14 protein-coding genes are annotated in these 13,648 nt (G+C 67.1%); all 14 read left to right on the top strand.

The features are described 5' to 3' along the window. Positions 1-3: 3 nt before the first annotated feature. Positions 4-1,005: a Tim44 domain-containing protein gene (locus tag B2J89_RS09150; RefSeq protein ID WP_169167702.1), complete on the top strand. Its 1,002-nt coding sequence runs from the start codon at positions 4-6 to the stop codon at positions 1,003-1,005. A gap of 45 nt (positions 1,006-1,050) precedes the next feature. Continuing rightward, the gene (locus tag B2J89_RS09145; RefSeq protein WP_169167701.1) at positions 1,051-1,644 is read left to right on the top strand and encodes a hypothetical protein; all 594 of its coding nucleotides are present in this window, start codon (positions 1,051-1,053) and stop codon (positions 1,642-1,644) included. Beyond that, positions 1,641-3,215 (top strand): ubiquinone biosynthesis regulatory protein kinase UbiB, encoded by a 1,575-nt coding sequence (gene ubiB, locus B2J89_RS09140; protein WP_169167700.1) that lies wholly within the window; start codon positions 1,641-1,643, stop codon positions 3,213-3,215. The genes B2J89_RS09145 and ubiB overlap by 4 nt, the downstream gene beginning before the upstream one ends. A 124-nt stretch (positions 3,216-3,339) precedes the next feature. After that, a complete protein-coding gene (locus B2J89_RS09135) occupies positions 3,340-4,794 on the top strand; it encodes a sodium:solute symporter family protein (protein WP_169167699.1) in 1,455 nt (484 codons plus the stop codon). 103 nt (positions 4,795-4,897) lie between these two features. Then, entirely contained in the window at positions 4,898-5,209 is a 312-nt protein-coding gene (locus B2J89_RS09130) for an FmdB family zinc ribbon protein (RefSeq protein WP_169167698.1), read from the top strand. A gap of 9 nt (positions 5,210-5,218) precedes the next feature. Continuing rightward, on the top strand, positions 5,219-5,839 hold the full coding sequence (locus B2J89_RS09125) for a DUF502 domain-containing protein (protein ID WP_169167697.1): 621 nt from the start codon (positions 5,219-5,221) through the stop codon (positions 5,837-5,839). Between the two features lie 42 nt (positions 5,840-5,881). Next, the gene (gene aspS / locus B2J89_RS09120) at positions 5,882-7,696 is read left to right on the top strand and encodes an aspartate--tRNA ligase (RefSeq protein ID WP_169167696.1); all 1,815 of its coding nucleotides are present in this window, start codon (positions 5,882-5,884) and stop codon (positions 7,694-7,696) included. Positions 7,697-7,880: 184 nt separating this feature from the next. Beyond that, positions 7,881-8,342, top strand: coding sequence for a dihydroneopterin triphosphate diphosphatase (nudB, locus tag B2J89_RS09115; RefSeq protein ID WP_169167695.1), 462 nt, complete (start codon positions 7,881-7,883; stop codon positions 8,340-8,342). Beyond that, a complete protein-coding gene (locus B2J89_RS09110; protein ID WP_169167694.1) occupies positions 8,339-9,091 on the top strand; it encodes an endonuclease/exonuclease/phosphatase family protein in 753 nt (250 codons plus the stop codon). The genes nudB and B2J89_RS09110 overlap by 4 nt, the downstream gene beginning before the upstream one ends. Before the next feature lie 81 nt (positions 9,092-9,172). Next, positions 9,173-10,399 carry a cardiolipin synthase ClsB gene (clsB, locus tag B2J89_RS09105; protein ID WP_169167693.1) on the top strand — a complete coding sequence of 409 codons (1,227 nt, stop codon included), beginning with the start codon at positions 9,173-9,175 and terminating at the stop codon, positions 10,397-10,399. A gap of 110 nt (positions 10,400-10,509) precedes the next feature. After that, positions 10,510-11,235, top strand: a complete 726-nt coding sequence (folE, locus tag B2J89_RS09100; RefSeq protein ID WP_169167692.1) for a GTP cyclohydrolase I — start codon at positions 10,510-10,512, stop codon at positions 11,233-11,235. Position 11,236: 1 nt separating this feature from the next. Next, entirely contained in the window at positions 11,237-11,659 is a 423-nt protein-coding gene (locus B2J89_RS09095; RefSeq protein ID WP_169167691.1) for a BLUF domain-containing protein, read from the top strand. Between the two features lie 229 nt (positions 11,660-11,888). Continuing rightward, positions 11,889-12,770, top strand: coding sequence for a DMT family transporter (locus tag B2J89_RS09090; protein ID WP_169167690.1), 882 nt, complete (start codon positions 11,889-11,891; stop codon positions 12,768-12,770). Between the two features lie 6 nt (positions 12,771-12,776). Further along, positions 12,777-13,634, top strand: a complete 858-nt coding sequence (locus B2J89_RS09085; protein WP_169167689.1) for a DUF429 domain-containing protein — start codon at positions 12,777-12,779, stop codon at positions 13,632-13,634. The last annotated feature ends 14 nt before the right edge of the window (positions 13,635-13,648 follow it).

Genomic DNA, 13,648 nt, shown 5'->3' with positions numbered 1-13,648 from the left:
GATATGAAAAAACTGTGGCCCGCCCTGCTTGTGGCGATCATGATGGTGGCGTCACTTCCTGACGCGGAGGCTGCGCGCATGGGCGGCGGCAGGTCGATGGGCCGGCAGTCCAGCAATGTGACGCAGCGCCAGGCAACGCCCCCCAGCAACGCGCCCGGCGCACCGACGCAAAACGTCAACAACGCCGCCACCAAGCCGGCACCGGCGGCGCCTGCCGCCGCCGCGCCCAAGAAACCCTGGGGCGCCATGCTCGGCGGCCTGGCCGCCGGCCTCGGCCTGGCGTGGCTCGCCCATTCGCTGGGCATGGGCGAAGGCTTTGGCCAGATCCTGATGATTGCTTTGCTGGCGATGGCGGCGTTTGCCATCTTCAAGATGGTCATGCGCTCCCGCAAGCCCGCAGGCGCGGCGCAGGGCGGGGCACCGTTCGCCTTCCAGGGCGCGGGCTCCGCTTCGCCCGAGACCGCCACCGTGCCGCGCGACTACAGCCCGGACAAGGTGGGCAACGACGCGTCGGCCCGTCCCTGGGAACGCGGCGCCACGTCCGGGGACACTGCGCGACAGTCCGGCGGCGGCTCGATGATCGGCTCGGCCCTGTCGGGTTCGCAGAACTGGGGCATCCCCGAGGGCTTTGACACCGCTGGTTTCCTCGAGGCGGCCAAACGCAACTTCTCCACGCTGCAGGCGGCGTGGGACCGCTCGGACGTGGCCACGCTGCGCTCCATGATGACCGACGGCATGCTCGAGGAAATCCGCGCCCAGCTGGCCGAGCGCGAGTCGCACCGCGGCGGCGCCCAGCCGAACCACACCGAGGTGGTGATGATCGAGGCGCAGTTGCTGGGCATCGAAGACCTGGGCGAAGCCTACATGGCCAGCGTCGAGTTCTCCGGCATGATCCGCGAGGAGCCCTCGTCGGGCCCCAGCCCGTTCCGTGAAGTCTGGAACATGACGAAGGCCAAGAGCGGCGCCAGCGGCTGGCTCGTGGCCGGGGTGCAGGCACTGCAATAACGCAGCGCGGCGCGCCGCGCGCAGTTCAGGGAATAATCGGGGACTATGGCAACACAGTCCCCTTTTTCTTTTCTTGGCAGCGTGTTTGAGCGCCTTGCCGCCGGCCCGCAGCCGCCCGAGTGGCTAGCACACGAAGTGCAGCACCGCGCCGTGCTGTTCCTCAACCATGTGCTGATGCAGGAGCGCGCGGCCACCGAGCGCCTGGCGCGCCAAAGCGGCCGGGTGGCTCGCCTCCAGTGGCGCGGCTATTCCATGGCGCTGCAGGTCACCCCCGCGGGACTGTTCGATCTGGCCCCGCCCACGCAAGAGCCCCATCTGCGCCTGGAGGCCACGCAAACCTCGCCACTCGACCTTGCGCAGTCTGCCCTGCGCGGCGACAAGCCGGCCGTGCGCATCGAGGGCGACGTGCAGCTCGCCGCCGATCTGCAGTGGCTGGCAGATAACGTGCGCTGGGACGCTGAAGAAGACCTGGCGCGCCTAGTGGGCGATGTGCCTGCGCACATGCTCGCCGGCATGGCACGGCGGTCGGTGGAGGCGTTGCGCCAGTTCGTGGGGGCGCGCATCGCCCTCGCGCCAGCCCCTGCCAGCCACCCCGCCGCTGCCCCCGCGGCCGACAGCGGCGACCGGGCCGCACCATGAAGCGCTTCTTCCGCGGCGCCACCATTGTCTGGGTGGCGCTGCGCTACGGCCTGGACGAGCTGGTTTTGACCAGCTTTCAAAAGCCTTGGTTGCGCCTGCTCGCCCGTGTGGTGTCGGTGGGGCGCAACCTGCAGGCACCGCGCGGCCAGCGCCTGCGCGAGGCGCTTGAGCGGCTGGGGCCGATCTTTGTGAAGTTCGGACAGGTGCTGTCGACCCGGCGCGACCTTATGCCGCCCGACATTGCCGATGAACTGGCGCTGTTGCAGGACCGCGTGCCGCCGTTCGATTCTGCGATTGCCGTGGCGACGATCGAGCGCGCGTTCCGCCGACCCCTGGCCGAGGTGTTCGAAACCTTCGAGCACGATCCGGTCGCCAGCGCCTCGATCGCACAGGTCCACTTTGCCACCCTGCGCGACCGCCGCGGCCTGCTGCACCAGGTCGCGGTGAAGGTGCTGCGCCCGGGCATGCTGCCGGTGATCGAGAAGGATTTGGGGCTCATGCGCACGATGGCCGGCTGGCTCGAAGGCCTGTCCGCCGATGGCAAGCGCCTCAAGCCGCGCGAGGTGGTGGCGGAGTTTGACAACTACCTGCACGACGAGCTGGACCTGGTGCGCGAGGCGGCCAATGCGGCGCAGTTGCGGCGCAACATGGAAGGCCTGGGCCTGGTGGAAATCCCCATCATCCACTGGGACTTCTGCCACGCGGAGGTGATGGTGATGGAGCGCATGAACGGCGTGCCCATCAGCCAGGTCGAGCGCTTGCGGGCGGCCGGCGTGGACATTCCCAAACTGGCGCGCGACGGTGTCACGATCTTCTTTACGCAGGTGTTCCGCGACGGCTTCTTCCACGCCGACATGCACCCGGGCAACATCCAGGTCAGCCTGGAGCCGGCCACGTTCGGGCGCTACATCTCGCTGGACTTCGGCATCGTCGGCACGCTGACCGAGTCCGACAAGGAGTACCTGGCGCAAAACTTCGTGGCCTTCTTCCGGCGCGACTACAAGCGCGTGGCTGAACTGCACATTGAAAGCGGCTGGGTGCCGCCCGAGACGCGGGTCAACGAGCTCGAGTCGGCCATCCGAACTGTCTGCGAGCCGTACTTTGACAGGCCGCTCAAGGAGATTTCGCTTGGCATGGTGCTGATGCGCCTGTTCCAGACCTCGCGGCGCTTCCAGGTCGAGATCCAGCCGCAGCTCGTGCTGCTGCAAAAGACGCTGCTCAACATCGAGGGCCTGGGGCGCCAGCTCGATCCCGACCTCGACCTCTGGAGCACGGCCAAGCCTTTCCTGGAAAAGTGGATGCTCGACCAGATGGGACCGCAGCGGATGTGGCGCGAACTCCGTGCCCAGGCCCCGCATTACGCACAGCTGCTGCCCGAATTGCCGCGCCTGCTGCACGATTACCTGCGCCGCGGCACGCCGCGCCAGCAACGCGGCCAGCGCGAGCTGCTGGAGCTCCTGCGCGAGCAAAAACGCACCAACCGCCTGCTGCAAAGCCTGGTCTATGGCGGGGTCGGGTTTTTGCTCGGGCTCCTGGCGATGCAGTGGCTGGTGCGCGTACGCATCTTCTGAACGGGCGTGGTCTGAAGGCGCGCCCGCTGTCGCCCACAAGCGACATGAAGGGCCGGGTTTGCGGGGTTTTGCGCTGATAATGCGCGGCGTTTTGTTGCAACCCCTTTGAGCTTTGGAGCGGCGCATGCTGGTGACTTTCATTGTTTTTTACCTGCTGGCCTCCATGGCGATCGGTCTGTTTGCCGCCACGCGGGTGCACAACACCGCAGACTACGCGGTGGCCGGCCGCAGCCTGCCGCTGGCCGTGATCATTGCGACCACGTTCGCGACCTGGTTTGGCTCGGAAACCGTGCTCGGGGTCTCGGCGCGCTTCATCGATGGCGGGCTGGGCGAGGTGGTGGAAGACCCGTTTGGTGCTTCCATGTGCCTGGTGCTCGTCGGCCTGTTCTTTGCGTACCGGCTTTACCAGAAGAACCTGATCACGCTGGGCGATTACTACCGCCAGCGCTACGGCCGCACCATTGAGGTGGTGTGTTCGTGCATCATCTTGTTCAGCTACCTGGGCTGGGTGGCCGCGCAGGTCACGGCGTTGGGCCTGGTGTTCAACCTGCTCACGCAGGGCGCGCTCTCGATTACCACCGGCATGGTGCTGGGAACGGCGGTGGTCTTGATCTACACGCTGTACGGCGGCATGTGGTCGGTGGCGCTGACCGACTTTGTCCAGATGATCGTGATCGCCCTCGGGTTGATCGCCATCGCCTTTTATGCGGCCGACCTGGCCGGTGGCGCGGGCAAGGTCATCGACTTTGCGGCGCGCGAAGGCAAATTCCAGTTCTTTCCGCGGGACGGCGGCTTCAAGCAGTGGACGTTCTTTTTTGCCGCGGCCATCACCATGATGCTGGGCTCGATTCCGCAGCAGGACGTGTTCCAGCGCGTCATGTCGTCGAACAGCGCCCGCACGGCGCGCAACGGCCCGATCATCGGCGGCATCCTGTATTTGCTGTTCGCCTTCATTCCCATGTTCGTGGTCACCGCTGCGGTGCTGATCATGCCCGAGACGGCGCAGGCCCTGCTCAAGGACGATCCGCAGAAGGTGCTGCCCACGCTGGTGATGGAGCGCATGCCGCTGGCGTTGCAGGTGGCCTTTTTTGGCGCGCTGCTCTCGGCCATCATGTCCACGGCCTCTGCGACCCTGCTGGCGCCCGCGACCACGTTTGTCGAGAACATCCTGCGCAACCTGCGCCCCGGCATGAGCGATGCCGCCACCCTCAAGGCGATGCGCGTCTCGGTGCTGGTGTTCACGCTGGTGGTGCTCGCCTATGCCATCACCATGCAGGGCACCTCGATCTATGAAATGGTGTCGGGCGCCTACCAGGTGCCTCTGGTGGGGGCTTTTGTGCCTTTGGTGTTTGGCCTCTACTGGAAGCGTGCCACCACGCAGGGAGCGCTCTGCGCCGTGGCGCTGGGCCTGGGGGTCTGGCTCCTGTTCGTGGCCACGCCGGTGCTGTCGTCAGCGTTCCCGCAGCAACTCGCCGGCGTGCTGGCCGCACTGGCGGGCATGGTGGCGGGGTCGCTGGCGCCGCAATGGACCGCAGACCACAAGGGCCACGTGCGCCACTACCAGGGCACGCCGGTCTGAGCCGAGCGCACGCTGGAGTCCAAGCGCGCGGTCCGGCTGCGCGCTTGAACAGGGGCAGGCCGCCTATAATTGAAGGTTTTGCACTTCCAGCCTTCTTATTGCCATGCCTATCTATGCCTACAAATGCGGCTCCTGTGGCCATGCCAAGGATGTGCTGCAGAAAATTTCTGCCGATCCCCTGACGGTTTGCCCGGCCTGTGGCGCCGAGGCGTTCACCAAGCAGGTGACTGCGGCCGGTTTCCAGCTCAAGGGCTCGGGCTGGTATGTCACCGATTTTCGCGGCGGCAATTCTGGCGCCAGTGCAGCACCCGCCACGCCGGCCGCGGCGGGCGATGCCGGCACGGCCCCTGCGGCCAAGGCTGACGCCGCTGCCGCACCTGCCAGCGCCCCGGCTGCCACCCCGACCACGAACTGAGCGCAGTTGATGGCACCCTTGCGCAAATGGCTGTTCACGGGCCTTTTGGTGATCGTTCCGGGAGCGATCACCATCGCGGTGCTCAACTGGATCGTCGGCCTGCTCGACCAGACCCTGCTCATCCTGCCCGGGGCCTGGCATCCGGACAAATTGCTGGGCCTCCATATTCCGGGTTTCGGCGTGGTGCTCACGCTGGTGATCCTGCTGGCGGTGGGGGCCACCGCGAGCAACTTCGCCGGTCGCAAACTGGTGCAATGGGGGGACGCCCTCGTCAGCCGCATTCCGGTGGTGCGCTCCATCTATTCCAGCGTCAAGCAGGTGTCGGACACGCTCTTTTCCGAGAGTGGCAACGCATTTCGCACCGCCGTGCTGGTGCAGTGGCCGCGCGAAGGCGTCTGGACCGTGGCCTTCGTCACGGGTGCGCCCAGCGGCGAGGTCGCGGCCTACCTGCGCGATGAATTCCTCAGCGTCTACGTGCCGACCACGCCCAACCCCACGGGCGGCTATTTCGTGATGGTGCGCAAGAGCGACTGCATCGAGCTCGACATGAGCGTGGATGCCGCCCTGCGCTACATCGTTTCCATGGGCGTGGTGGCACCCAGCGACCCCGCTCTTGCAAACCCCAAATAAACCTTTTACCAACGCGCCCTTGCCGGCGCCGGAAGTCTTGCCATGGCCATGCGTTCCCACTATTGCGGTCTTGTCACCGAAGCCCTGTTGGGCCAAACCGTCACCCTCGCAGGCTGGGTGAACCGCCGCCGCGACCATGGCGGCGTGATCTTCATCGACCTGCGCGACCGCGAAGGCTATGTGCAGGTGGTGTGCGACCCCGACCGTGCCGAAATGTTCAAAACCGCCGAAGGCGTGCGCAACGAGTTCTGCGTGCAGGTCAAGGGCCTGGTGCGCGCGCGCCCCGAGGGAACGACCAACGACAGCTTGAAGAGCGGCAAGATCGAGGTGCTGTGCCACGAACTGAACGTGCTCAATCCCTCGGTGACGCCGCCGTTCCAGCTCGACGAAGAGAACCTGTCGGAGACCACCCGGCTCACGCACCGCGTGCTCGACCTGCGCCGCCCCTACATGCAGAACAACCTGATGCTGCGCTACCGCGTGACGATGGAAGTGCGCAAGTTCCTCGACGCCCATGGCTTTGTCGACATCGAAACGCCCATGCTCACCAAGAGCACGCCCGAAGGCGCGCGCGACTACCTCGTGCCCAGCCGCGTGCACGACGGCCACTTCTTCGCGCTGCCGCAGTCGCCCCAGCTGTTCAAGCAGCTCCTGATGGTGGCGGGCTTCGACCGCTACTACCAGATCACCAAGTGCTTCCGCGACGAAGATCTGCGCGCCGACCGCCAGCCCGAGTTCACGCAGATCGATATCGAAACCTCGTTCATGGAAGAGCAGGACATCCGTGACATGTTCCAGGGCATGGTCAAGACCGTGTTCCAGAACACGCTGGGCGTGGATCTGGGCGAATTTCCGGTCATGACCTACCAAGACGCAGCCTACCGCTTTGGCTCGGACAAGCCCGATCTGCGCGTCAAGCTCGAATTCACCGAACTCACCGACGTGATGAAGGACGTGGACTTCAAGGTGTTCTCGGGTGCCGCCAACATGAAGAAAGGCCGCGTGGTGGCCCTGCGCGTGCCCGGCGGCGCACGCGAAGCCGGCGGCCTCTCGCGCGGCGAGATCGACGGTTACACCGAGTTCGTCAAGATCTACGGCGCCAAGGGCCTGGCCTACATCAAGGTCAACGATCTGGCCAAGGGCCGCGACGGCCTGCAATCGCCCATCGTCAAGAACATCCATGACGCGGCCATCGCCGAGATCCTGCAGCGCACCGGCGCGCAGGACGGCGACCTGCTGTTCTTCGGTGCCGACAAGGAAAAGGTCGTCAACGACGCCATTGGCGCGCTGCGCATCAAGATCGGCCACAGCGAGTTCGGCAAGAAGAACGGCCTGTTCGAGGACCGCTGGGCGCCGCTGTGGGTGGTGGACTTCCCGATGTTCGAGCACGACGAGGAAAACGACCGCTGGGTCGCCGTGCACCACCCCTTCACCGCGCCCAAGGACGGCCACGAGGACTACATGGTCACCGCCCCCGAGAAGTGCATCTCCAAGGGTTACGACATGGTGCTCAACGGCTGGGAGATGGGCGGCGGGTCCGTGCGCATCCACCGTGCCGACGTGCAGCAGAAGGTGTTTGACGCGCTCAAGATCACGCCCGAAGAGGCGCAGCAGAAGTTCGGCTTCCTGCTCGACGCGCTGCAGTACGGTGCGCCGCCGCACGGCGGCCTGGCCTTTGGCCTGGACCGCATCGTGACGATGATGACCGGCGCCGAATCGATCCGCGACGTGATCGCCTTCCCCAAGACGCAGCGCGCCCAGTGCCTGCTCACGCAGGCGCCCAGCCCGGTGGACGAAAAGCAGTTGCGCGAACTGCACATTCGCCTGCGCAATGTGGATGCCGTGAAGGCGGGCTGAAGCCCGGTTGCGGCGCTGTCCGCCGGTTGACGCAATCCAAGAAGCGGCAGGGCCTGGGGCCCGGGCCGCTTTTTTTTTGGCCTGGGCAAGCTGCGTGCCGTAAAGGCGGCGCTGCGGTAGGGATCTTGTCGTACAGCGGTGCCGTGCTTCGGGGTGTATTCTGGGCTTCCCAACCACAGACACGATGACGTCCAACCCCAAAATCCCCCAGTCGGTGCTGGTGGTCATCCACACCGCCGCGCTCGATGTGCTGCTGCTCCGCCGTGCCGACACGGACGCTGATTTCTGGCAGTCGGTGACCGGCAGCAAAGACAGCCTGGCCGAGAGCTGGCGCGACACGGCGCTGCGCGAAGTGCAGGAAGAGACCGGTATCGACGCCGGCACCGGCGCGTGCGCCCTGGTCGACTGGCAGCTGCAGAACGTCTACAGCATCTACCCGCAGTGGCTGCACCGCTATGCGCCCGGCGTGCGCCAGAACACCGAGCACCTCTTTGGCCTGCAGGTTCCGGCCGGCACGCCAGTCGCCTTGAATCCGCGCGAGCACACCGCATGTGCATGGCTGCCCTGGCGCGAGGCGGCCGAGCGCTGCTTCTCTCCCTCCAACGCCGAGGCCATCCTCTTGTTGCCACAATTTTGCCGACCATGATCACGCATTCCGACGACTCTGCCGGCATCCTGCGGGTTGCCACCTACAACATCCACAAAGGCGTGCAGGGCATAGGCCCCGCGCGCCGGCTGGAGATCCACAACCTAGGGCACGCGGTCGAGCAGCTCGATGCCGACATCGTCTGCCTGCAGGAGGTGCGCAAGATGCACCGCCGCGAGGCGCAGTACTTCGAGCGCTGGCCCGAGGTGTCGCAGGCCGAATTCCTGGCGCCCGAGGGCTACGAGTCGGTCTACCGCACCAACGCGTTCACGCGCCATGGCGAGCATGGCAATGCGCTGCTCACGCGCTGGCCCGTGATCGGCCACCAGCACGAGGACATTTCCGACCACCGCTTCGAGCAGCGCGGCCTGCTGCATGTCGAGGTCGACATCCAGGGCCAGCATGTGCACGTGATCGTCGTGCACCTGGGCCTGGTTCCGGGCAGCCGCGTGCGCCAGGTGCAGCGGCTGCGCCAGTTCATCGAACGCGAAGTGCCCTCGCATGCGCCGCTGGTCGTGGCGGGCGATTTCAACGACTGGGGCCTGCAGGTCAAGCACACGCTCGCGCGCTTCGGGCTGATCGAGTTCGATGCCACGCAGGCCCTGACCTATCCGGCGCGGTTGCCCATCGTGCAGCTGGACCATATCTATGTGCGCGGGCTCACGCCATTGGGCCTGAAGGTGCCGCGGGGGCGCATCTGGTGGCGCATGTCCGACCACCTGCCGCTGATCGCCGAGTTCCGGGTGTAGCCGCTTGGCCACCCCCCTTGCACCACACCACCGCCGCCCTGAGGCCGGGCGTCCGCACGGTGCGCCGTGGAGGGCCGCGGTGTGAAAAATGGCCTGGTCCTCGGCGACGGGCACCGCGTGCAGCTGCTGCAAGGTGCCGCCGAGCTGTTTCCGGCCCTGGTGCGCGCCATGGATGCGGCCGTGGTCGACATCCAGTTCGAAACCTACATCTTCGACTTCACGGGTGCCAGCGTCGGTGTGGCCGAGGCGCTGGAGCGCGCCGCCCAGCGCGGGGTGCGCACGCAACTGGTGGTCGATGGCGTGGGCACCGGCCCGCTGCCGCCGCAGTGGCAGCAGCGCTTTGCCGCGGCGGGCGTGCAGTTTCGCGTCTATTCCCCGCTGGGGCCGCTGGGCCTGCTGCTGCCCCACCGCTGGCGCCGGCTGCACCGCAAGCTCTGCGTGGTCGATGGGCGCATGCTGTTTTGTGGCGGCATCAACGTGCTCGACGACTTCCACGACCCCAATTACGGTGCGCTGGACGCGCCGCGCCTGGACTTCGCCGTCCAGGCCACGGGCCGCCTCGTGGTCCAAGCCAGCGACGCGATGGAAAAGCTCTGGCAGCGCATGCAGGCGGTGCGCGACGTGCGGGCCCACCGCCTGCCACAGGCCGTGCGTGCGCTGCGCGCGGCCCATGTCGCCTCCCTCGGCGAGGAGGCCGCGGAAGCGGCGCTGCCGGGCCCGCGCATGCGCGCCGCGCTGGTGCTGCGCGACAACGTGCGCAACCGCAGCCGCATCGAAAAGGCCTACCTGCGCGCCATCGGTTTCGCGCGCGAGGAAATCATCATCGCCAACGCCTACTTCGTGCCCGGGCGCAAGCTGCGCCGCGCGCTGGTGCACGCGGCCGAGCGCGGCGTGCGCGTGCGCCTGCTGCTGCAGGGGCGCTATGAATATTTCATGCAGTACCACGCGGCCCGGCCGGTGTACGGCGCGCTGCTGGCGGCGGGCGTCGAGATCCACGAGTATTCGCCGAGCTTCCTGCACGCCAAGGTCGCGGTGATCGATGCGCTGTGGCCGCGCCCCTGGGCCACGGTGGGCTCGTCCAACCTCGATCCGCTGTCGCTGCTGCTGGCGCGCGAGGCCAACGTGGTCGTCGAAGACGCGGCCTTCGCCGAGGGCCTGCGCGCGCGCCTGGTGCACGCCATGGAGCACGCGGGCCACCTGCTCGACCCCGCCCAGTACGCCGCCCGGCCCTGGCGCGAGCGCGCGCTCGACGGCGTGGCTTTCGCGCTCATGCGCACGGCGCTCTGGGTCTCTGGCAAGAGCTATTGAGGGTTCTCTGAATGCTATTGTTTTTATAGCTTTCTGCGCTTGCTGGTATTGCGCTGAACGGCAAAAACCCTTGGAGTATTGCCCGCGCGGTTCGCTGTTACCATGCCGGCATGTTCAGACAAACCGCCGCCGACATGAATCCTGCCAACCCCGACGAAGGCACGCCGGTCTCCGTCAAGATCCGCGAGCGGCTGGGCGCTGCGCGCAAGCGCTTTCATGCCAACGACAACATCGCCGAGTTCATCGAGCCCGGCGAACTCGAGCTGCTGCTCGACGAGGTCGAAGCCAAGATGCAGGGCGTGCTCGACAGCCTGGTCATCAACACCGCGGGCGACCACAACACCCACAACACCGCGCGCCGCGTGGCCAAGATGTACCTCAACGAGGTGTTCAAGGGCCGCTACGTCGCGCAGCCGCCGATCACCGAGTTCCCGAACGCCGAGCACCTCAACGAGCTGATGATCGTCGGCCCGATCACCGTGCGCAGTGCCTGCAGCCACCATTTCTGCCCCGTCATCGGCAAGATCTGGATCGGCGTGCTGCCCAACGAGCACACCAACGTGATCGGCCTGTCGAAGTACGCGCGCCTGGTCGACTGGGTCATGGGCCGCCCGCAGATCCAGGAAGAGGCCGTGGTGCAGCTGGCGGACCTGATCATGGAAAAGACCCAGCCCGACGGCCTGGCCATCGTCATGGAGGCATCCCATTTCTGCATGTCCTGGCGCGGCGTGCGCGAGATGGACAGCAAGATGCTCAACTCCGTCATGCGCGGCGTCTTCCTCAAAGACCCGTCGCTGCGGCGCGAATTTTTGTCCCTCATTCCCGGAAGGAATTGACATGTTGGTACGCCTGCTCTATGCGAGCCGTGCGGTCGATACCTCGCCCGACGCCATCGAAGCCATCCTGACCCAGTCGCGCCAGCACAACCCGGGCTGCGGCATCACCGGCATCCTCTGCTACGGCGGGGGCATCTTCCTGCAGGCCATCGAAGGCGGACGCTCCGCGGTCAATGAGCTCTACGGCCACATCCAGCGCGACCCACGCCACAAGAATGTCGAGCTGCTGCACTACGAAGAGATCACCGAACGGCGCTTTGGCGGCTGGACCATGGGCCAGGCCAACCTGTCCAAGGTCAACCACTCCATCTTGCTCAAGTACTCTGAAAAGCCCGAGCTCGACCCGTACTCCGTGTCGGGCAAGGTGTCGTTTGCGCTGCTCGAAGAGCTGATGGCGACGGCCTCCATCATCGGCAGGGCATAAGTGAACACCGCCCTGCGTCGCGTCGCTCCTTCCCCCCGCTCGCGCATCGCTGCGCGATGCGGGCAGGGGGACGCCACCGGTGCAGCGGGGCGGCCTTTGCACGGTGGCCGCTGGCCTGGGCCGCGCCGGTCTCAGTCGCACCGGATGGAGCACAGCGCAGTCGATCACTGATTTTCTTCCGCGCCATGGCACGGCCGCAGTCCTGAAGGGCTGTGGCCATTTGTTTTTCATGACCCTCACCGCCTTTGCCCTCATCCTTCTCGCCGGCCTGATCCATGCCTGCTGGAACATCGCCGCCAAGAAAGCGGGGGGCGATGCGCGTTTCGCGTTCTTCACGGCCGTGCTGATGATGCTGTTCTGGGCGCCGCTGGGCTGGTGGGTGGGGCGCGACGTCGTGCCGCTGTGGGGCCTGCAGGAATGGGCCTTTGTGGTCGCCAGTGGCGTGCTGCATGTGTTTTATTACGTCATCCTGCTGCGTGGCTACCGCAAGGCCGACCTCACCGTGGTCTACCCGCTGGCGCGCGGTTCGGGGCCGCTGCTGTCCTCGCTGGTGGCGATCGCGCTGCTGGGCGAGCAGATTACGGCCCTCGGCCTGCTGGGCATTGCGGGCGTGGTCGGCGGCGTGTTCCTGATCGCCGGCGGCCCGGGGCTGCTGCGCGCCTCGCACGACCCGCAGGCGCGTGCGCGCGTGCACTTGGGGCTGGCCTACGGCGTGCTGACAGGGGTCTTCATCGCCAGCTACACCCTGGTCGATGGCTACGCTGTCAAGGTCGTGCTGATGTCGCCCATCCTCATCGACTACATGGGCAATTTCGTGCGCGTGGCCTTGCTGGCGCCGGCCGTGCTGCGCGACCTGCCCACCGCCGCCGTGCTGTGGCGCGCGCAGTGGCGCTTTGCGCTGCTGGTAGCCGTGGTCAGCCCGGTGGCCTATGTGTTGGTGCTCTACGCCATGCAGCAGGCGCCGCTGTCGCACGTGGCGCCGGCGCGCGAGGTCTCCATGCTGTTCGCCGCCCTCATCGGCGGCCACCTGCTGGGCGAGGGCGACCGCGCGGCACGCGTGCTGGGCGCGCTGTGCATCGCCGCCGGCGTGGCGGCGCTGGCGCTGGGCTGAACGCGCATGGCCACGCCCGCTGCGGCCATCGCCACCCCGCTGCTGGGCTGCGACTTCTCCAGCCGCCCGAGCCGGCGCAAGCCCATCATGCTGGCGCTGGGCGAGCGGCGCGGCGGCCGCGTCGTTCTGGCCGGCCTGCAGCGTTTTGCCACGCTCGAAGATTTTGGCCGCTGGCTGGCCGAGCCGCGCCCCTGGGTGGGCGGCTTTGACCTGCCGTTCGGCCTGCCGCGCGAACTGCTGCAGACCCTGGGCTGGCCGCTGCAGTGGCAGGCCTGCATGCGCCACTACCGGTCGCTCACGCGTGCGCAGGTGCGCGACGTCTTTGCCGCCTTTTGCGCCGGGCGCCCCGCAGGCGGCAAGTTTGCGCACCGCGCCACCGATGGCCCGGCGGGCTCCAGCCCGAGCATGAAATGGGTCAACCCGCCCGTGGCATACATGCTGCATGCCGGCGTGCCACTGCTGCTCGATGCGGGCGTGCACCTGCCCGGCCTGCACGCGGGCGAGGACCGGGACGGGGCGCGGCGCGTGGCCGTGGAGGCCTACCCGGGTCTGCTGGCGCGCGAGGTGCTGGGGCGGCGCAGCTACAAGAGCGACGCGCGCGCCCAGCAGACGGCCGAGCGCCTGCTCGCGCGCAAGGACCTGGTCACCGCGCTGGAACACGGCCAGACCCGGCTGTGTCTGCAGCTCAAGCTCAGCCATACGCAGCGCGATGCCCTGGTCGACGACGTCAGCGGCGACAGCCTGGACGCCGTGCTGTGCCTGCTGCAGGCCGCCTGGGCCGAGCGCGCGCACGCGGCGGGCGATCCGCTCTACGGCCTGCCGCCCGGCATGGACCCGCTCGAAGGCTGGATCGTCACGGCGTGAGGCGGCGGCGGCCA

The sequence above is a fragment of the Acidovorax sp. SRB_24 genome (assembly GCF_012931925.1).
This window is presented reverse-complemented; position numbering and strand designations above follow the sequence as displayed.

Bases quoted from the DNA above. Each gene is read 5' to 3' on its own strand.
- B2J89_RS09150 (WP_169167702.1), top strand. From the start codon at position 4: ATGAAAAAACTGTGGCCCGCCCTGCTTGTGGCGATCATGATGGTGGCG.
- B2J89_RS09145 (WP_169167701.1), top strand. From the start codon at position 1,051: ATGGCAACACAGTCCCCTTTTTCTTTTCTTGGCAGCGTGTTTGAGCGC.
- ubiB (WP_169167700.1), top strand. From the start codon at position 1,641: ATGAAGCGCTTCTTCCGCGGCGCCACCATTGTCTGGGTGGCGCTGCGC.
- B2J89_RS09135 (WP_169167699.1), top strand. From the start codon at position 3,340: ATGCTGGTGACTTTCATTGTTTTTTACCTGCTGGCCTCCATGGCGATC.
- B2J89_RS09130 (WP_169167698.1), top strand. From the start codon at position 4,898: ATGCCTATCTATGCCTACAAATGCGGCTCCTGTGGCCATGCCAAGGAT.
- B2J89_RS09125 (WP_169167697.1), top strand. From the start codon at position 5,219: ATGGCACCCTTGCGCAAATGGCTGTTCACGGGCCTTTTGGTGATCGTT.
- aspS (WP_169167696.1), top strand. From the start codon at position 5,882: ATGGCCATGCGTTCCCACTATTGCGGTCTTGTCACCGAAGCCCTGTTG.
- nudB (WP_169167695.1), top strand. From the start codon at position 7,881: ATGACGTCCAACCCCAAAATCCCCCAGTCGGTGCTGGTGGTCATCCAC.
- B2J89_RS09110 (WP_169167694.1), top strand. From the start codon at position 8,339: ATGATCACGCATTCCGACGACTCTGCCGGCATCCTGCGGGTTGCCACC.
- folE (WP_169167692.1), top strand. From the start codon at position 10,510: ATGTTCAGACAAACCGCCGCCGACATGAATCCTGCCAACCCCGACGAA.
- B2J89_RS09095 (WP_169167691.1), top strand. From the start codon at position 11,237: ATGTTGGTACGCCTGCTCTATGCGAGCCGTGCGGTCGATACCTCGCCC.
- B2J89_RS09090 (WP_169167690.1), top strand. From the start codon at position 11,889: ATGACCCTCACCGCCTTTGCCCTCATCCTTCTCGCCGGCCTGATCCAT.
- B2J89_RS09085 (WP_169167689.1), top strand. From the start codon at position 12,777: ATGGCCACGCCCGCTGCGGCCATCGCCACCCCGCTGCTGGGCTGCGAC.